At 62.3% G+C, this 19,101-nt stretch carries 15 protein-coding genes; 11 read left to right on the plus strand and 4 right to left on the minus strand.

Going from position 1 to position 19,101, the window contains the following annotated elements:
- Positions 1-76: 76 nt before the first annotated feature.
- Positions 77-2,011, minus strand: coding sequence for a sensor domain-containing diguanylate cyclase (locus ABXR19_RS15720; RefSeq protein WP_354602095.1), 1,935 nt, complete (start codon positions 2,009-2,011; stop codon positions 77-79).
- 112 nt (positions 2,012-2,123) lie between these two features.
- The gene (locus ABXR19_RS15725; RefSeq protein ID WP_354602096.1) at positions 2,124-3,029 is read right to left on the minus strand and encodes a 5'-nucleotidase; all 906 of its coding nucleotides are present in this window, start codon (positions 3,027-3,029) and stop codon (positions 2,124-2,126) included.
- 214 nt (positions 3,030-3,243) lie between these two features.
- On the opposite strand from ABXR19_RS15725, the gene ABXR19_RS15730 reads away from it, so the two are divergent.
- The 8 genes from ABXR19_RS15730 (at position 3,244) to ABXR19_RS15765 (ending at position 13,607) form a co-directional block, all read left to right on the plus strand.
- Positions 3,244-4,701 (plus strand): NAD-dependent succinate-semialdehyde dehydrogenase, encoded by a 1,458-nt coding sequence (locus ABXR19_RS15730; RefSeq protein WP_354602097.1) that lies wholly within the window; start codon positions 3,244-3,246, stop codon positions 4,699-4,701.
- Positions 4,702-5,069: 368 nt separating this feature from the next.
- On the plus strand, positions 5,070-6,332 hold the full coding sequence (locus tag ABXR19_RS15735; RefSeq protein WP_354602098.1) for an Hsp70 family protein: 1,263 nt from the start codon (positions 5,070-5,072) through the stop codon (positions 6,330-6,332).
- Positions 6,333-6,418: 86 nt separating this feature from the next.
- Entirely contained in the window at positions 6,419-9,103 is a 2,685-nt protein-coding gene (locus ABXR19_RS15740) for a polysaccharide deacetylase family protein (RefSeq protein WP_354602099.1), read from the plus strand.
- A 10-nt stretch (positions 9,104-9,113) separates the two neighbouring features.
- Positions 9,114-10,388, plus strand: a complete 1,275-nt coding sequence (locus ABXR19_RS15745; RefSeq protein WP_354602100.1) for a glycosyltransferase family 4 protein — start codon at positions 9,114-9,116, stop codon at positions 10,386-10,388.
- A gap of 165 nt (positions 10,389-10,553) precedes the next feature.
- Positions 10,554-10,832 carry a DnaJ domain-containing protein gene (locus ABXR19_RS15750; RefSeq protein WP_354602101.1) on the plus strand — a complete coding sequence of 93 codons (279 nt, stop codon included), beginning with the start codon at positions 10,554-10,556 and terminating at the stop codon, positions 10,830-10,832.
- Complete coding sequence (locus ABXR19_RS15755) at positions 10,829-11,386, plus strand: hypothetical protein (protein ID WP_354602102.1); 558 nt, start codon at positions 10,829-10,831, stop codon at positions 11,384-11,386. Before ABXR19_RS15750 ends, ABXR19_RS15755 begins: the two co-directional genes overlap by 4 nt.
- Before the next feature lie 75 nt (positions 11,387-11,461).
- Complete coding sequence (locus ABXR19_RS15760; RefSeq protein ID WP_354602103.1) at positions 11,462-12,169, plus strand: hypothetical protein; 708 nt, start codon at positions 11,462-11,464, stop codon at positions 12,167-12,169.
- A 208-nt stretch (positions 12,170-12,377) separates the two neighbouring features.
- Entirely contained in the window at positions 12,378-13,607 is a 1,230-nt protein-coding gene (locus ABXR19_RS15765) for a hypothetical protein (RefSeq protein ID WP_354602104.1), read from the plus strand.
- A gap of 178 nt (positions 13,608-13,785) precedes the next feature.
- Here the strand turns inward: ABXR19_RS15765 and ABXR19_RS15770 are convergent, their stop codons facing one another.
- Positions 13,786-14,436: a YXWGXW repeat-containing protein gene (locus ABXR19_RS15770; protein WP_354602105.1), complete on the minus strand. Its 651-nt coding sequence runs from the start codon at positions 14,434-14,436 to the stop codon at positions 13,786-13,788.
- Positions 14,437-14,531: 95 nt separating this feature from the next.
- Entirely contained in the window at positions 14,532-14,885 is a 354-nt protein-coding gene (locus ABXR19_RS15775; protein WP_354602106.1) for a hypothetical protein, read from the minus strand.
- A 166-nt stretch (positions 14,886-15,051) separates the two neighbouring features.
- Between ABXR19_RS15775 and ABXR19_RS15780 the strand changes: the two genes are divergently transcribed.
- From ABXR19_RS15780 to thpR, 3 genes are all read left to right on the plus strand, one after another.
- Positions 15,052-17,607, plus strand: a complete 2,556-nt coding sequence (locus ABXR19_RS15780) for a carbohydrate binding domain-containing protein (RefSeq protein WP_354602107.1) — start codon at positions 15,052-15,054, stop codon at positions 17,605-17,607.
- A gap of 81 nt (positions 17,608-17,688) precedes the next feature.
- Positions 17,689-18,090: a hypothetical protein gene (locus tag ABXR19_RS15785; protein ID WP_354602108.1), complete on the plus strand. Its 402-nt coding sequence runs from the start codon at positions 17,689-17,691 to the stop codon at positions 18,088-18,090.
- A 259-nt stretch (positions 18,091-18,349) separates the two neighbouring features.
- A complete protein-coding gene (thpR, locus tag ABXR19_RS15790) occupies positions 18,350-18,868 on the plus strand; it encodes an RNA 2',3'-cyclic phosphodiesterase (protein ID WP_354602109.1) in 519 nt (172 codons plus the stop codon).
- Positions 18,869-19,101: the final 233 nt, after the last annotated feature.

A 19,101-nucleotide genomic window follows, 5' to 3' on the forward strand; every position in this document is an offset into this window, starting at 1 on the left:
TGCGACTTGCGACTTGCGACTTGCGACTTGCGACTTGCGACTTGCGACTTGCGACTTGCGACTTGCGACTTGCGACTCAAGCCCCCGTGCTGTCCGAGGTCAGGCTGAAGCACACGCTGTTGCGGCCGCTCTTACGGGATTGCAGCACGGCGCGGGCGGCGCTGTTGATCAGGGCTTCTGCGCTGCGGGCGTGTTGCGGGAAGAGGGCGACGCCAATGCTGGCGGTGATGCTGATCTGGCGGCCATAGATGCTGAATTCGCGATCCAGTGCCGCACGGATTTTTTCGGCGACCAGTCCGGCGTCGGCTTCGCTGGCCAGCGTGGGCAGCAGGACGACGAAATCGTCGCCGCCGAAGTGGGCGACGGTGTCGGAATCGCGCACCGTGGCACCCAGCGTATCGGCGACTTCGCGCAGCAATTTGTTGGCGACATCCTTGCCGAAGTTGTCATTGACGGACTTGAAGTAGTCCAGATCCACATACATCAGCGCCAAGGCTTCCTTGTGGCGTTTGGCCAGGTGCAGCCCTTGCTGCAGCAGATCGAAGAACAGGGTGCGATTGGGCAGGCCGGTGATGGCGTCGTGCTGGGCCATGTTGTTGAGGCGGTCGGCGGCAGTTTTGCGTTCGGTAATGTCGGTGACGGTGCCGATCATGCGTGAGGCTTCGCCATTCTTGTTGCGAGCCAGTACCATGCCGCGCGCCGCGATCCAGCGCCACTGGCCGTCTTCACCCTGCATGCGGTGTTCGCTCACGTACTGGCTGCTTTTGCCCTCCAGGCAGGCCTGCATGGCGGCTTTTTCGGGGGCTTCGTCTTCGGGGTGGATGATCGCGCTGCTGGCGCCTTTGCTGGGCACGCCAAGAATCACATCACAGCGCGGCGAGAAGTGGATGGTGCTCGATTGCACATTCCAGTCCCACACGCCATCGCCGGCGCCTTCGAGGGCGAAGCGCCAACGCTCCTCGGCTTCGTGCAGGGCTTCGGCGGCTTTTTCTGCGGCGGCGCTGGCCAGTTTCTGGCTGGTGCTCAGGTATTGGCACAGGAACAACACGGCCAGCGCCAGTGCGCCACCAAGCAGAGCGATGAACGCCGAGTTGTCCTTGCTGTGCCGGGTGGCATAGTCGGCCGGGCTGCTGAGGCGCAGGGTCCAGGTCTGTGCGCCCAGGGTAAGTGCTTGCTCGGTGCTGAAGAGCGCCTGGGCCGGTGCCGTGCGGCCGGTTTGGGTATCGCTCTGATACAGGCGGCTGCTGTCGGTGTCTTCTTTACCGTCAAACAGGGTCAGATCCAGCGCCGGGCCTTTTTCGCCGAAGGCGTTCTGCATCCAGCCGTCGGTGCTGAAGCTGGCAATCGCCCAGCCGAGGATGTTGCTGCGTCGCTCGTCGATGCTGCCGTGGGCTTTGCCGCGGGCAAAGATCGGGCTGGCGATGATGAAGCCTTCGGCGCTGCCGTTGGCGGCGCTGAGGCGCAGCTTGCCGGAGAGGACCGCCTCACCGCGGTCGCGGGCCAAGGTCAGGACCTGTTGTTGCTCGGGGTCGGCCAAGGGATCGCGGCCCAGATCGGTCTGAGCGGCGGAGTCTGTACTGACGATCTGGCTGATCGGCGCGTACAGGGCGCGCGTGCCGCCGGGGCTGATTGCGAAATCGGTTATGCCGGCCTGACGCTGACTGTCGACGAAGGCCTCGCGTTGCTCAGGCAAAACCAGCAGGGCCAGGCTGACCTTGCGCAGCCCGGCAAAGCTGGCGTGAGCCTGTTGCTGCGCGAAGAAACTGGCTAGTTCGGCACGACTGACTTCGGTTGAACTGGCGTACAGGCCCTGAATGCTGCTCAGCAGTTGTGCGCTGGCCTGCAGGCGCCACTGGAGTTGCGCGGTGGCCTGCTCGCTTTGCGTGTCAAAGCCTGCCCGCAGGACTTGCCCGCTGAGTGCGTGTTGTCGCTGCCAGGCAAAAGCCGTGAGAGCCAGCACGAGCGCGCAGGCAAGCAGGGGCAGACTGGAAATCCGGAAGGCGGAAGGCATGGGCAATGTCTCGGGTGATGAGCTGCTTGTTGTTGGGTGGTTTTGTCGAATTTAACAAATTTATCGATTTTTTAAGCGGTCATAAGTCACGCTTTTATGCCGTTTCAGCGCATCAGTCCGGCTTTTCCTTGCGATAAGGCACTTTGCCGGAAGGTACGACACGTGAGGCGCTCTTCAGGTGTACATCCTGATCGTCGAAGAAAATATGGGCCCCGAAGGCTGTCAGCACTTCGTCCTTGGCCACGCCACCGAGGAAGAAGGCCTCATCCACGCTCACGCCCCAGGCGCGCAGGGTGTTGATCACGCGGGCATGTGCCGGGCTGGCGCGGGCGGTGACGATGGCGATGCGCACCGGGCAGCTTTGCGCCGGGAATTGCTGCTGCAGGCGTGCGAGCAGGATCAGCAGCTTGGCGAACGGGCCTTCCTTCATGGATTCGAGGCGATGGGTCTGTTCATGCGCCTGAAAGGCATCCAGCCCCTGTTCCTTGTAGATGTATTCGGATTCGGGCGAGAACAGCACCGCGTCGCCATCGAAAGCGATGCGGATCTGCTCGTGCGGCGCGGCGCTGACGTCCGGCGGCGCGTACAGGGTGGCCGCCGCCAGCCCGGCGTCGACGGCCGATTGCACATCCTCAGAAGATTTCGAGAGGAACAGATCGACCTTGAAGGATTGCAGATAGCTGGCAATCGGCTGGCCACCGGAGAAGGCCGCACGGGTGATCGGCAATTTGTAGTGCTCGATGCTGTTGAACACGCGCAGGCCGGTGTCCGGCGTATTGCGCGACATCAGCACGACTTCGACCAGTTGCCGCTCGGGCGCCAGCGCGTTCAGGCGCAGCAGTGCTTCGACCAGTGGGAAGGCCGTGCCGCGCGCCAGCGGCTGATCTTCATGGCCGCGCTGGTAATCGGAATAGGCGTTCACGCCCTGCTGCTCGTAGAGCGTGTTTTCGAGTTCGAGATCGAAAAGCGCTCGTGAGGAAATGCCGATGACGAGTTTGTCGCTGAGATCGAAGGGCATGGTTTTGAGTCTGGCCTTAAGAGTGGCTGGAGAGCCGCACGTGGATTGGGTCTTCGGCATGCCTGCCTGTAGAGGTCCGTCGGTGGCAGATCTTCAGGCTATAGGGGTTTTGCCGCAGTTTTGCGCGTGGAAGGATTGTCGCAGAAGCCTGTCCGCCAAGCCGTCGACTACACTTCGGTCTGCTTTCCGCTGTTTTACCGCCAAGAGGCCTGTCATGTCCATACCGCTCCAGCATCCGTCCCTGTTTCGTCAGCAAGCCCTGATCGGGGGGCTGTGGTGTGCGGCCGATTCCGGCATTTTGCAGCCGATCCACAATCCGGCTACAGGCGAGCTGATCGGCCAGGTGCCGTACATGGGCGCGGCCGAGACGCAGCGCGCGATTGCCGCCGCGCAGGCGGCGCAGCGCGAGTGGAAACAGCGTACCGGCAAGGAGCGGGCGGCCGTGCTGCGGCGCTGGTTCGAGCTGGTGATGAGCCATCAGGAAGATCTGGCGCAGATCCTGACGCGCGAGCAGGGCCGGCCGCTGGCCGAGGCGCGCGGCGAGATCGCTTACGGTGCGAGCTTCATCGAGTGGTTCGGCGAGGAAGCCAAGCGTACCTACGGCGACACCATTCCCAGCCCGCAGGCCAGCCAGCGCATCGTCGTGATCAAGCAGCCGGTCGGCGTGGTCGCGGCGATCACGCCGTGGAATTTTCCGAATGCGATGGTCACGCGCAAAGCCGCACCGGCCTTGGCCGTGGGCTGCGCGGTGGTCCTCAAGCCCGCGCCGCAGACACCCTTCTCGGCACTCGCCTTGGCTGTGCTGGCCGAGGAAGCCGGCCTGCCGCCGGGCCTGCTGAATGTGGTGACGGGCGATGCGCACGCCATCGGCGGCGCGATGACCAGCAGCACGGCCGTGGCCAAGCTCAGCTTCACCGGCTCCACGGCGGTCGGCAAATTGCTGCTGGCGCAGTGCGCCGGCACGGTCAAACGCGTGTCGATGGAGTTGGGCGGCAACGCGCCCTTCATCGTCTTCGACGACGCCGATGTGGACGCGGCGGTGGCCGGCGCCATCGCCTCGAAATACCGCAACAACGGCCAGACCTGCGTGTGTGCCAATCGCATTTATGTGCAGAGCGGTATTTACGACGCCTTCGCCAGCAAGCTCGCCAGCGCCGTGCGCCAGCTCAAGGTCGGCAACGGGTTGGAGGACGGCATCACGCTCGGCCCGCTGATCGACGAGCGCGCGCTGCTCAAGGTTGAAGCCCATATTGCCGACGCGTTGGCCAAGGGCGCGCAGCTGGTCATGGGCGGCAGGCGCCATGCGCTCGGACACAACTTCTTCGAGCCGACCATTCTCGTCAATGCCTCTGCGGACATGCGCGTGGCGCAGGAGGAAACTTTCGGCCCGCTCGCGCCGCTGTTCCGCTTTGACACCGAGGAAGAATTGCTGCGTCTGGCGAACGCCACCGAATCGGGCCTCGCCAGCTATTTCTACAGCCGCGACATAGCGCGCTGCTGGCGTGTGGCCGAGGCGCTGGAAACCGGCATGGTCGGCATCAACACCGGCCTCATCACCAGCGAAGTCGTGCCCTTCGGCGGTATCAAGCAATCCGGGCTGGGGCGTGAAGGCTCGTATTACGGCACGGATGAATATCTGAACATCAAGTATCTGTGTTTTGGTGGGCAATAAATCAGTGCTGAGTGTGCCGCCTGCGGCGGAGTGCTGAGCAATGAGGACCGAGTGCTGAGTGGATGTGCTTGCAGAGCCGCGCCCGTATTGGTTCTTCGGCTTAGGGTAGAGCAGATGCAATGTGGGCACGGCTCTTCGGGAGGGGTAGGTGCGACTTCAGTCGCACATCAGCGTGGGGAGTGCGACTGAAGTCGCACCTACGGGGGCATGCTTGCAGAGCCGCGCCCGCATTGCCTCTGCGCCACCCCTGCCCGAAGAAGCTTACCGGGCGCGGCTCTGCACGCATGCCCACTCAGCACTCATTGCTCAGCACTCAGCACTTTTTCCTGCGGTATCATCCGCCCCCATTTCCTCACCCGAGTCTCCTGATGTTTGCTGCTCCAGCCCGCGCCTGTGGCGTCGATTTCGGCACTTCCAACTCCACTGTCGGCCATGCGCGCCCTGGCGCCGAGACCTTGCTGGCGCTGGAAGGCGGGCGGCTGAGCCTGCCCTCGGCGGTGTTCTTCAACGCCGATGAAGGCAGTACGCACTTCGGCCGCGATGCGATGGCCGCGTATCTGGATGGTTACGAAGGCCGGCTGGTGCGCGCGCTCAAAAGCTTGCTGGGCAGTGGCCTGATCGATGCGCATACCGAAGTGGCCGGGCGCACGCTGGCGTTTCGCGAGCTGCTGGCGACCTTCATCCGCGAACTCAAACACCGTGCCGAAGAGGCCGCCGGGCGGCCCTTCGATTGTGCCGTGTTCGGCCGACCGGTGTTCTTCGTCGATGGCAAGCCGGAGGCCGACAAGCTGGCCGAGGACACGCTGGCGCAGATCGCGCGCGCGGCCGGTTTTCGCGAGCTGAGTTTTCAGTACGAACCGATTGGCGCGGCGCTGCATTACGAGCGCAGTCTGAACCGCGAGGAGCTGGTGCTGATCGCCGATATCGGCGGCGGCACAGCCGACTTTTCGCTGGTGCGCCTCTCGCCCGAGCGCGCCCAGAGCGTCGAGCGCCGCGAGGATCTGCTCGGCAATGGCGGTGTGCATATCGGCGGTACCGATTTCGACCGCGCCCTGAACCTGGCCAGCGCCATGCCGCTGCTGGGCCTGGGCAGTCGCACTGCCAACGGCGGCGTGTTGCCTTCGCAATTGTTCCATCTGCTCGCCACCTGGCACACCATTCCGCTGGCCTACAGCCGCACTGCGGCCGTCGATCTGCAGCAGATCTACCGCATGAGCGCCGAGCGCGACAAGCTCGATCGCCTCTCGCGTCTGATCAATCAGCGCTCCGGGCACTGGCTGGCGCTGCAGGTGGAGGAGGCCAAGATCGCCCTTTCCGGTGCCGACAGCACGCGTCTGGATCTGGGTGAGCTGTGGCCGGAGTTGGGCGGCGAGATCACGCGCGAAGCCTTCAGCGATGCCACCGCAGAGCTGGTCACGCGCGTGGCGCAAACCGTCAGTGATCTGCTCGCCCAGGCCTGCATTCCGGCCAGCGCCGTGGATACTATTTTCTTTACCGGCGGTGGCAGCGGCGTGCCGCAACTGCGCGCACAGATTGGCGCCTTGCTGCCCGAGGCGCGCGCCTGCGAAGGCGATCTGTTCGGCAGCATCGGCGCGGGTCTGGCGGTTGAGGCGGCACGGCGTTACGGCTAGTCAGGCCGCTGAGCAGCATAGGGCGGTGAGGCGAGGGAAGTTCAGGCAAAATGCCGGCTTCATTCCTTCACGCCAAGCCCGATCCCATGCGTAACCGAACCCGCCTGCTGAGTGCAATTTCCGTCGCCGTCCTGATTGTGGCCGGCGTGCTGGGCTGGCAGCACGGGCGCAGCCCGGCGACGGAACCGGCAGCTGTGTTGACGGCGCCTGCAGGCGCGGCGGAACCTGCGCTGAACAGCCTGCGGGCGATGCTGGCGAATTATCGCCAGATCATCGTGCTGCTGGCCGATGACAAGGCGCTTGAGGTGCACGAGCGTGCGTCGGCGAATGCTGTGGGGCAAGGGCTCTTTCACGACAATCTGGCGCATGCCGACACGCTGCAGCAGCAATTGGCGGTATTGGTGGCAGCCGCGCCCAAGCAGGGCTTCGGTGCAGTGGAACAGGTGCTCGATTACGTTGAATCCGACGCCGGCCTGTTCGATGCAGATCGCCTGGCTTTTCGTGAAGTCTTAGGGGCATTGCAGGCCGAACTGGGGCGCAATGGCAGCCTGCCGGCGGTAAAGTTGCACAAGCGCGTGGGCGAGGATCTGGAGGCGTTGGCCGAGATCGAAAAAAACTACGAACGCGAGATCCAGCAGATCTTCAGCCGCTTCGAATCACGTGCGATTACCCTCAAGCGCGAGCGCTGGGGCGACTATCTGGCCAAGCTGCGCAAGCTCTATTCGCGTGAGCAGATCCTCAAGGATTACGGCGTGGTCATGCCGTATTCGCCCGAACAGCTTGCCGCGCTGGACAAGAGTGAGCAGGAGTCCGAGATCATTGGCCGCGGCCTGCCGCCCAAGACGCTGGTGTTGACCTTCGATGATGGCCCGCACCCCAAATTCACCGAAGAGATCGAGGCGATCCTGCAGCAATACGGCGCGCCGGCCGTGTTCTTCCAGGTTGGTCGCAATCTCGGTGCGGTGGGCGAGGGCGGCGCCGCGAAGCTGGGCGCCAATGCACGCGTGGCACGCAAGCTGATGGCCGATGGTTTCGTACTGGGCAATCACAGTTACAGCCATGCGCAATTGTCGAAAGAGACCGGCGACAAGCTCAAGGCCGAGATCGTCAATACCGATACCTTGCTGCGCGCGGTCGACGGCCAGCGCGCGCCCTTGTTCCGTTTTCCTTACGGAGCCGGCAGCCCGGAGGCGCGTCAATGGCTGGATGCGGCCAGCTTGCGCTCGGTAATGTGGAATATCGACTCGCTGGATTGGGCCGATCCAGTGCCGCGCTCGATTGCCGACCGGGTGTTGCGCAGCGTGGATGCCGAAGGACGCGGCATCATCCTGTTTCATGACATTCACGAACGCACGATCAAGGCACTGCCGCTGGTGCTGGATCAACTGGTGGCGGAGGGTTACCAGTTTGCCGGTTGGGATGGCCATGAATTCACCCTTAGCAAAGGCAGGAACAGCGAAGCCGCCAAGGCTACGGTGACGACGGGTTACAACCAGTCCTGGGCAATCGTCATCGGTATCGACGAATACGCCAAATGGCCGCGCCTGCAGTACGCCGTGCGCGATGCGCAGGCCATGCGCGACACGCTGAGCCAGAAATACGGCTTCGCCCCGGATCATATCCAACTGATCACCAATGCCGAGGCCACGCGCACAGGGATTCTCGCGGCTTTCCACGACAAGCTCGGCCACGCCGGTATGCAGAAGAACGACCGCGTCTTCGTGTTTTACGCCGGCCACGGCGCGACGCAGAAACTCAGCTCCGGCCGTGATCTGGGCTACATCGTGCCGGTTGATGCCGATCCGGCCAAGCTCGCCAGCGATGGCATCGCCATGACCGAGCTGCAGAACATCGCCGAGAGTCTGCCGGCCAAGCACGTTTTCTTCGTGATGGATTCCTGTTACAGCGGCCTCGGCCTCACGCGCGGCGCCGGCAACGCCTTTCTGCGCGACAACGCCAAGCGCATCGGGCGGCAGATGCTCACCGCTGGCGGGGCCGATCAGATGGTCGCCGACGGCGGGCCGAACGGCCATTCCGTGTTCACCTGGACGCTACTGCAGGCGCTGGCCGGCAAGGGCGATCTGAACAATGACGGCTACATCACCGCAACCGAACTGGCGGCCTATCTGGCGCCTGCCGTTGCCAGCGTGTCGCAGCAGACGCCGGCCTTTGGAAGCTTGCCCGGCTCGCAGGGCGGCGAATTCGTGTTCGAACTGCGCGCCGAGGGCGAATTCCTCAACGCCGACACCGCCCAACTGTCGGGCGAGGCGATTGCGCTCAACACCAAACTGGATGCGGCGCGCCCGCCTGTCTCCGCTGCGGCGCCGGTGTCTGCCGCCTCGGCCGTGGTGGTGCCTGATCTGCAGGGGCGCGAGCGCAAGATCACCAGCCTGCCGGTGGTGGGCAGTTCGATCCGCCAACAGGCCCAGCGCGCCAATGATCGCGGGCTGCAGCTGTATCGCGAGAAGCAATACGCCGAAGCCGAAGCCGCCTTCACCGAAGCCCTCAAGCTGCGCCCGGATTTCGCCCTGGCTGCGAACAACCTGGGTTACATTTTCTTCAAGCAGGACAAGCATCGCGAAGCCGCGCGCTGGTTCGAGAAAACCATAGAACTGGACGCCTCACGCGTGGTGGCCTACCTGAATCTGGGCGAAGCCTGGGCCAAGGCCGGCGATTCGGACAAGGCTGCCAAGGCACTGCGCACCTATCTCGAACTCGCCCCGAATGGCGCGGGCGCTGAGCATGCGCGCGAGTTGCTGGGGAAGTCCTGAGCAATTCTGCATGCCTCTTTCAATAAACCGAAGTCTGCGTCTGCTGTTGATCCTGCCGGAATATCCGCCGAGCTTTGGCGGCATGCAGACGCACGCGGTTAATTTGTCGCGCCATCTGGCGGCGCAGGGGCATCAGCTCAAAGTCCTGACCTGTCGCGCCGACGATCCAGATCTGCATGAGGAGTGCCTTCGACACGACGCGACGCAGTCGTTTCCGGTGCGGCGGGTGCTCAGCCGCGTGGCGCATTGGCACAGCGTGGCGCAGGCGGTTGCGGTGGGGCGGCGCTTTGCGCCGGATCTGATCTACGCATCGAATGTGTATTTCGGCGAAGTCGGCCGCGTGCTGGGCGTGCCAACCGTGTGCCGCAGCGTTGGCAATGATGTGATGCGCCCGTGGATCGCCTATCCATTTCGTTTTGGTAGCAGTTTGCTCGGCTCGCGCTGGGTGGGCACACGTCTGTATCGGCTGTTCAGGCAGTTCAATGCACCCGAATGGATTGAGCGCATCCTGCGCGATCAGCGCCGGCTGGTGATGACGCAAGCGGCACGCGCCTCCGCTTGTGTGCTGGCCAATAGCGCCTTCACGGCGGCGCTGCTGGCCGATCTGGGCTTGCCGCCAGACAGCGTGCGCGTGCTCACCGGCGGCGTTGATAGCCGCCATTTTCAGCCCGCCGAGACGACGCGGCCGGCGCTTACAGGCCGCGGTCCGCGTCTGTTGACGGCGTGTCGGCTGGTGCCCAAGAAAGGCCTGGATTTCCTGATCAGTCTGATGCCGCAAATCCGCCAGCGGCACGCTGATGCGATGCTCGATATCGTTGGTGACGGGCGCGAGCGGCGACGCTGCGAGGCGCAGGTGGCGCGTCTGGGTCTGCGGGATTGCGTGCGCTTTCTCGGTCGTTTGCCCCAGGAAAGTCTGCCCGTGTATTACTGGCAGGCCGACGTTTTTGTGCTTGCCAGCCGCGTCACGCGCAACCGTATCTCCGGCCAGCGCGATGCGGAAACCATGGGCCGCGTGCTCTGCGAAGCGAATGCGGCCGGTGTGCCGGTGCTGGCCAGCGCGAGCGGTGGCATTCCCAGCGTGATTGAGCATGAACGCAACGGCTTGCTGTTCGCTGAAGGCGATCCAGCCGATTGCCTGCGCCAGCTTTTCCGCCTGCTCGATGATCGCGCCCTGAGCGCAAGCCTGCGTGCAGCCGGCCTGCAGCGCGCCCGTGATGAATTCGATTGGCAATGGATTGTCCGTGCCCACGAACAGGCATTTGCGGCACATGTGCCAGCGATCTGATGCGGAAGCGATGGATTTAGGGGAAAAGGCGTTGCAGCATGGAAACGCACGCGTCCGGGGCGCATAATGGCGAGTTGCTGGTTTGACGTAACTGGATTTTTTGTGCGGTGCTGCAGGTGAAATAGCATCAGTATTCAAACCCTGGACGGATTTAGATAAAAGCGCATGAAGGATTATTACGCCGTACTCGGCATCGAGGTTGATGCGTCGATTGCCGAAATCAAAACCGCCTACCGCAAAAAGGCCTCGCAATTCCATCCGGACAAAAATACCTCGCCTGAGGCGCCTGCGCGTTTCCGGGAGGTCAAGGATGCTTACGATTTGCTGGCAGACCCGGCAAAGCGGCAGGCTTACGACGAGAATCGTCGCCGCAGTCTGCTGGAAAGTCCCATTGAAACCGCCCAGGATATCTGGCGGTCTTATATCAACAAGGTATTGCAATGAAGCTGTCTTATTATTTCGAAGACTTGAGTCGCGCCTACAAGGCCGAGATCGAGGATCTGCAGTCTGATTCAGAAGGCAAGAATGTATTGCGTGCGCGCCTCATGGAAAAGCGCAAACAGTTTCCCGCTTTGATGTCGATGATTGAATTCGCGCCCGAAATGGTGGTGCCGGCATTTCATGGCGGCGTGCGTTTTATCGACCCGCATGCGATGACGCACTTGTCGTCGCTGGAGCCGGACGAGTTTCCGTCCTGGGATGCGATTGAAGATGCCGTGCGTTTTGAGCCCTGGGGCGATGAACTGGCCTTGATCGCCTTGGGCGAACCCGATGGCGAACGCTTCATGAGTACCGTTGTCTGTCTTGAATACTTGCTTGAAAAGTGTTCGGACAAGCACGGCAGCCGTCCTGTCGCGGCCAGCGATGATGACGAGGCCGAGAAGGATGATGAGGAGCAGGACAAAGATGGCAACGAAGACTCTGAAGACGACGAACGCGGTCTGGATGAAGCGGGCGCCGACTGGATGAGCGAGCAGGGTTTTGATCGCAACGAATAGCGCTCGGCCGTTTCGCCAGAACACGGTTTCTAGCACGGATTACCCCACCCCATTTTCATCAGGTTTCGAAAAATCATGGCAAATGCATTGGTAGTGAAAGCGGCCAGCCTCATCGGTGCTGGCGATATTGCGGGTGCGGAATTCGCACTGGTGTCCCTGGCGAATACCGAGGGCGATCAGGCGCTGGTGGAGGTGCTTGAGGAGTTGCGGCCCAAGGATTTGCTGGCGGTTATTCGCGAGTTTGATTCCTCCAAAGAGTCGGTCGTCAATCTGCTGATCACGCCGGAACAATTCGCGCGCGCGGTGGTTGTTGAAAAACTGTATGCCGACAAAACGCATCAGCACCTGCGTGGCATGATCAATGCCGTGATCTTCCGCGATGAAGATCAGACGGCGGATTTCATCGAGGCGATTGGCAATCTCGACGGTGGCTGCGAGGCCCTGATTGATTACCTGTCGGATCGGGATGAAGAGGTTGCGCACTTTCAGTTGTATGACACCTTCAATGTGAATCTGAATACCAAGGATGATGCGGTTGATCGATCCGAGGTGTGTGATAACGACTGGAAGGAACTGACCTGGCTGCTCAAGCACGAGCATCCGGACATGTTCGAGCAGATCTGGCCGCCGCTGAAAAAGCAGGCCGAAATCCGCCAGCGTCTGGAGGCGGAACAGGAGCTGGCGCGCGCGGCGCTCGCCGAAGGCGTGGCTCCTGCGGAGAGCGCGGCGCCGGTCAGCAAGCCGAAGCCTCGGTCTCGGCCGGACGAAGAGTCCGCGCTTTGATCGGCTTTCTGGTTTGGGCTTGACGCCGCCCGCTCATGACTTTTGCTTCAAAAGTCCGTCATTCCCGCGAAGGGGTAGCCCAGTGTCGCGTTTAAGCCGCTGGATTCCCGCCTTCGCGGGAATGACGGGATCGGGTATGAGCGTAGGTACTCGGAAGATTGTTGCTGATTAGAATTTTCGTCCCCTTTGTTTTTTGAATGTCGTGCCCATGACTGATTCTCGCCAGAATATCGCCCTCATCGACAAGCGTCCTTTCTTCGAAAAGGCGTTGAGTTACGGGGTCAAGAAAGCACTGATTTCGCCCGAGGTCTGGCAGGCCATCATTGCGGACGGGGCCAAGGGCAGCGTGCAGGTTGCGGAATATTTTGGCGGCAGCCATCTGCACGCGGATCTGGACAATGCGCGCAAGCGCATCGTGCATCTGGTCAGCCTTTATCTGGAAAATGCCTGTGGCGACGATCTGAGCAAGGCGGCCGAATCCTTGCGCGACAACAGTTTCCTGTCGCACTCCCGTGGCGGCAATGAAATGCTCAAGAAGCTGCATGAAATGCCTGAGGAGCCTTTTTTTGGCGGCATCTCCGGGCAGGCGCTGAAAGACTTTCAGGACGAACGCACCCTCAAGAAACCGCTGTCGCTGAGCGCTTATCGCAAGGAATTGCAGCGCCGGCAGGACAACATCAGCGCCATGGCCGCCGCGCGCTGGTTTGCGCAGGACATGGGTTTGCCGATGGCTGAGCTTGATCTGGCCTCTGCCGATAGCGTCATCCGCACTGCGATTCTGGCGCGCCTGGCGCAGCAGGAGGAATGCCTGACGCGCCAGCTGTTTGCGCAAATCGTCGACGCGCTGCGAGAGGCGTCGCCCGCCGGTGGCAAGCTGGCGTTTCCCGCCAAGCTCTTCGAGGATGTACCGGCCGAGCATCGCGTCATCGCCAATCGCGTCAAACGCGAAATTGAAAAGCATGATGCGCCCTTGATCCTGGACGCGAAGCTGGCGCTGGATGCTGCGCTGAATGCGCTGGAATCCAGTTACTTCCTGCTTGAAGGCGGGCTGGAAGATGTCGATCAGCTCGATGGCTTCATCTCCAAAGAATGGCGTCAGCTCACCAAAGGCAAGGAAGATCTGGATTCGCGCCAGACCCTGTTCATCTGTCTGGCCGCGGGCGTCAAACCCAAGACTTCACTGAGCGAGCGTGAAGCACGCGCGCTGATCAAAAAGGTCCAGGCCGACGGTTTCGATGAGCGCGTGGTGCCCACGCTGATCACGGCTTCTGCGCCCTTTGAAATCAAGGAAAGTCTCTTGTCGATGTGGGAGGAGGAACTCTTTCCGGAGGCGCAAAAATATCTGCTGGACGCGTCCGAGCGGGGCGGCCGCGATGCGCTGCGATTCCTGATGGAAAACTGCAACATCACCAAAAGCCCGGCCGCGAAGAAAAAGTAAGCTGCCCGCCAGGGTGGTGATCCGGGGGAACCCGGCTTGATTGCTCCCACGCGCTGCGTGGAAGCGATCCAAACTATTTCAAGACCTGCCTGAAGATCCGCTTCCCGCCTGGGTGTGCGAGCATGCTGCTCTGAGACTCAAGCGGGGGGCGGTTCTTCAGGCCAGAGAAAATCGCGCTTTAGTGGCGTTTGTCGCGCTCGTTGTCGCGTCGGTCATCGCGGCGGTCGCTGCGATCATCCTTGCGCTCATCACGCCTGTCGTCACGGCGATCATCGCGGCGGTCGTGGCGATCATCGCGCCGCGCCTCTTCACGTTGGCGCTGTGCATCACGCCGCTGTTCCTGTCGCCGGGCTTCGTCACGGCGACGCTCTTCGCGTCGATCTGCTTCACGACGCTGTTGTTCGCGCTGCCACTGGTCCTTGCGGCGCTCATCATCACGGCGCCATTCACTCCAGCGATTATGTTCCTGGCGTTGCGCCGCACGCCAGTCGCCGTCGTGGCGATCCCAGCGGCCGGGGGCGAAGTGCCAGTCATTGCCGCGCGGCTCCCAGCGTTCCGGAATCCAGACATAGCCGGGGCGTTCTCGTACCCAGACGCCGCCGACCCAGACGTGTGCGCGGCCGTTCCAGCGCCAGTAGCCCGGGTGCCAGACGCGACCATGGCGGGGTGCCGGAAATACCTCGTAACGCGGCGGTGGCGGAGCCGGGAACAAGTCGATGCTGACGCCGGGCAGGCGGATGTCGATGTTGACTTCGGCCTGGCTGGGCATGGCGCCGAGTATGCTGGCGCCGACGAGCAGCAGGCTCATCAGTAGTCGGGTGGTTTTCACAGGTCAATCTCCTGATTGCAGATGAGGGTTCGGTGCGGGCCATCGGCTGGCCCGCCCGGTTTGCTTATTGGATCTGGCCGGGCGGACCTACTGGCTTAGCGCCTGTAGTAGTCGTGGCGGTCGTGACGGTCATAGCGCCGGTCATGGCGGTCATAGCGGCGGTCATAGCGGCGATCGTGACGGTCGTCGTAACGATCATAACGATAGTCACGGCGGTCATGGCGGCGCTCGTAGCGATAATCGCGGTCATAGTCGTCATGCCAGACCGGCGCAGTTTGCACCCGGATTTCCGGGCCGCGGATATGCCCGGGCACCGGTACGGGAATCGGGATCGGCAGCAACAGGGGTGGGGCGAAACGTTCAAAAATGGTTTCGGCCTGACTGGCGATGGGGGCCATCAGGCTGGCGCCAGCGAGTAATGCAATCAATACAAAGCGGGTCGTTTTCATGGTGAATCTCCAAAAATACAAAATTGCATCCTCCGAGGCTAATAACGCGGCACACTGCGGATCGGGTAACAAGCCAGTTGTAAGGGTTTGTAAGAGGATAGTCGGGACAAGCTGCCGGGCCCGTGCCGGCTGTATTCCTGTAATCACCGTTCAGGAAGGGAAAACAATGAAACTGATGCTCCGACAAGCCTTCGCCATGTTTTTGCTGACCACGCTGAGCTTGTCGAGCTTGGCCGGCGAGCTGTTTCCCTTCGTGATGCCTTGGGATGACGCGAGCGCCAATCTCACCAATCTTTCCGCCTGGAACGACAAGCCCGCCGGCAAGCACGGCTTCGTGCGCGTCGAGGACGGCCATCTGTTCGCCGGCACCGAGCGTCTGCGCCTGCTCGGCGGCAACATCGTCTTCGGCTCGGTCGCGCCGGATCACGCCACGGCCGACAAGCTGGCCGCGCGCATGGCCCGCTTCGGCATCAACGTCGTGCGTTTCCACCACATGGATTCCCGTCCGGCGCCGGACGGTCTGCTGCAGAAGGACATGCGCACGCTTGATCCGGCCATGCTGGAGCTCCTCGATTACTTCATCGCCGCACTCAAGCGCGAAGGCATCTACAGCGACCTGAACCTGCATGTGGGCCGCAAGTATCCGGGCTTCAAGGACTGGGGCGAGGACACGCCGAAATACTGGAAGGGCGTGGACATCTTCTACCCGCCCATGGTCGTCATGCAGCAGGATTTTGCCCGCGATCTGCTCCTGCATCGCAACCCCTACACCGGCAATCGCTACATCGAAGAACCCGCCGTCGCGCTCATCGAGATCAACAACGAGAACGGCCTGCTGCGCGAGTGGCGCGTGGGCAGCCTGAACGCCATGACCGAACCTTACCGCGGCGAGCTGCAGCGCCAGTGGCAGGCCTGGCTGCGCGCGAAATACAAAGACAGCGCCGGGCTGCGCACCGCCTGGGGTTTGCGCGAAGAGGCGCTGGGCGCCGAGATGCTGGGCAGCGCCGCTAATGTGAAGAGCAGCGAAGCCGGCTGGAACCTGCAGCTGGTGGGCACTGCCAAAGCCAGCCTGAGCACGACGGCCGAAGACGGGCTTGATCTGGCGATAACGGCGCCCAGCCGCGAGAACTGGCACACCCAGCTCCACCAGAACCGTCTCGCCTTCAAGATGGATCAGCCCTACACGCTGACGCTGCGTCTGCGTGCCGACAAACCCATGAAGCTCTCCCTGCAAGCCATGCAGGCGCACGCTCCCTGGCAGCATTTGTGGGATCAGACGATTGAAGTCGGCACAGCTTGGCAGGATTACAAAATCACTTTCGCGCCCTCGCAGGGCGACGAGCTGGCGCGCCTCACGTTAGGCGGGCTGGGCCAGCTCACCGGGCGCCTGCAGATCGCCTCGGCCAGTCTGCGCCCCGGCGGTGTGCTGGGCCTCAAGGCCGGCGAATCTCTGGAAGCCGGCACGGTCGACATCATCGGCAGCGGCGATCTGATGAGTCGCACCCGCGCCGGTCAGCAGGACTGGATCGCGTTTCTGTGGGACGTGGAGAGCGGCTACTGGCGCGGCTTCCAGAGCTACCTTCGCGAAGAACTAGGCGCCATGCCGCTCATCGTCGGCACCCAGGTCAGCTACAGCACCGCGCCGATTCAGGCCGCGCTGGACGTGGTCGATGGCCACGCCTACTGGCAGCACCCGCACTTCCCCGGCAAGCCCTGGGATATGGACAACTGGAAGATCGCCAACACGCCCATGGCCGGCATCGATGGCGCCGGCACGCTGGCCGATCTGGCCCTGCGCCGGGTGCCCGGCAAGCCCTTCATCGTCACCGAATACAACCACTCGAATCCCAGCCACTATCAGGGCGAAGCCCTGCCGCTCGCTGCCGCCTACGGCGCACTGCAGGACTGGGACGGCCTCTTCCTCTACAGCTTCGGCGCGCACGACAGGAAGTGGGACAGCGGCATGATCGACCGTTTCTTCGACAGCCACGCCAACCCGGTCAAGATGGCCAGCTTCCTCAGCGCCGCCGCGCTCTTCCGCCGTGGCGATACCCGCGCCGCCAAAGTGCTGACTCAGCCGCTGCCCGCACAAAAGGCCTGGATCGACGCCCTGCGTGCCAGCTACAAGATGCCCGGCGCCGACAGCTTCGGCGCGCCGCGAAATGCCGTGCTGCAAGGTGCGGTGAACATCACCACGCCCGCTGCTGTCGCCCTGCCTTTGCCGGTGAAGAGCGAAACCGGCGAACTGCTTTGGGGCCTCGATGGCGTCAATGGCAAAACCGTCGTCATCGACAGCCCGCGCAGCAAGGGCCTCATCGGTGCGCGGCTGGGCAAGCCCTACGATGCGCACGGCATCGAGCTGGAATTGCTAGGCGCGCGCAACGACTGGGGCGTGCTGATGGCCAGCCTGATCGAAGGCCGCGACTTCACCGGGCCCGGCCGCGTGCTGATCAGCGCGCTGGGTCAGGTCGAGAACACCGGCCAGCGTTGGCTGGACGAAAAGAAAACGAGCGTCGGCCGCAATTTCGGCAGCGCACCGACTGTAGTCGAAGGCCTCGCCGCGCGCATCACGCTACCCGTCGCGGCCAGCCGCGTGCGCGCCTGGGCGCTGGATGAGCGTGGCAATAGGCGCGAGGAAATCAAGGTGACGGGCAGTGAGCGCGCCACGCTGGAGGCGGGGGAGGTCTGGCGGACGTTGTGGTATGAAATTGAGATAAATTGAAGGTAGGTATTTGCTGGTGAAACGTGGCGAAACGGGCGATCTGAAGGGTGGGCACGGTGTGCCCACGCGGCGGAAGTCTTGTTGAAACGCGTGGGCTTGCCGAGCCCATCCTGCAGGGCTAGTAACGCTCTGTATCGCACAGGACATGAACGCATTCAAAATAGTGGGGTAAAAATGTCGCTTTATACTTTTTTTGTTGAATACGATGGCGGTACCTATATGTCGCAGATCAAAGCTGACAACAAATACTCCGCATATTTGCTCTGGTGCAAAACCGCTGCCGAAGGGGACCGTATAGCAGGAAAGAGGTCTAAAGCTCTTGCAGCGAAGGCCGAGTTATTTCCAGCTGAGGATCTGATAAAGATTCGCACCCTGGTTAATGCATGGAATTTCAGCTTTCTCTTTCGGGACAAATTGGTGAACGGATCAATAATAAGCACGCGCGTCCGAAAAGAGGCCGAGGAAAAACCAATCAAGGAGTAAGCCATGTAGGGCGGGTCATTGACCCGCGCTGCCAAACTTCCATACGGGCGTGACCCACTACTTCCGCGCGGGTTATGCCTGCGGCTAACCCGCCCTACGAATCTGATGCCGGCTCGTATAGTCGCTCCCGGCTTGCCTCTTCAGGACGTTTGTTTGTAGAGGCTTGCTGAATGGACCTGAGCAGCAGGGTGTGCTGCAGAGCAAGGCTGCTCGCGGCTCTGCGGGCTAATGCCGGGAGTGGATAAGTTTGGGGAGCGACATGAAATCTGAACATCAACGCGTGTTCTTCGCGCTCTGGCCGGCGCCGGAACTGGCCGGGTGTTTGCACGCGCTGGGCGCGCCATTCTCCGGCCGCCCGATGCCGGAAGACAGCCTGCACCTGACCCTGGCTTTTTTGGGCGAGGTGAGTCCGGCGCAAATCGAGCTGCTATGCGAGATCGCTGCCGGTCTGTCTTTGCCGCGCTGTGGTCTGCGCATCGATCAGCTGGGCTACTGGCCGCACAACCGGATCTTGTGGGCCGGGCCGGGTCAGCTGCCGGAGGGCTTGCAGCGTTTCGTCGCTGAGCTGCATGAGGCCTTGCGCGCGGCGGGCTTTGCGCTGGAGGCGCGCGCGTTCCGGGCGCACATCACTTTGCAGCGCAAGGCGGAAGATCCCGGGTTTGATATCTGCGAGGCACCGGCACTGATTTTGCCGGTGGCGAGCTGGTGTCTGGCGGCCTCGCAAGCCGAGGGAGCTGGGTCGCGCTATCGGGTGTTGCAGAGCTGGCCGGCGGCCTGAGAGCGGAGATCCCGTTTCAGGTGGAGTGCTCTCGTAGGTGCGACTTCAGTCGCACGCCACGCGTGGCTGGCCGACTGAAGTCGGCCCTACGAGAACGTGGCTTCGACAATACAAGGAGCGGCTTCAGCCGCGAATGCTGCACGTGATTTGCGGCTGAAGCCGCTCCCCCGATCAAGTCGAGGGCAGGCTCTACGAAAGGCGGATCACGCCGGCTTTAGAAATTCATTGCCTCG

This window comes from Uliginosibacterium flavum, from assembly GCF_040566545.1.
Lineage (GTDB): Bacteria > Pseudomonadota > Gammaproteobacteria > Burkholderiales > Rhodocyclaceae > Uliginosibacterium > Uliginosibacterium flavum.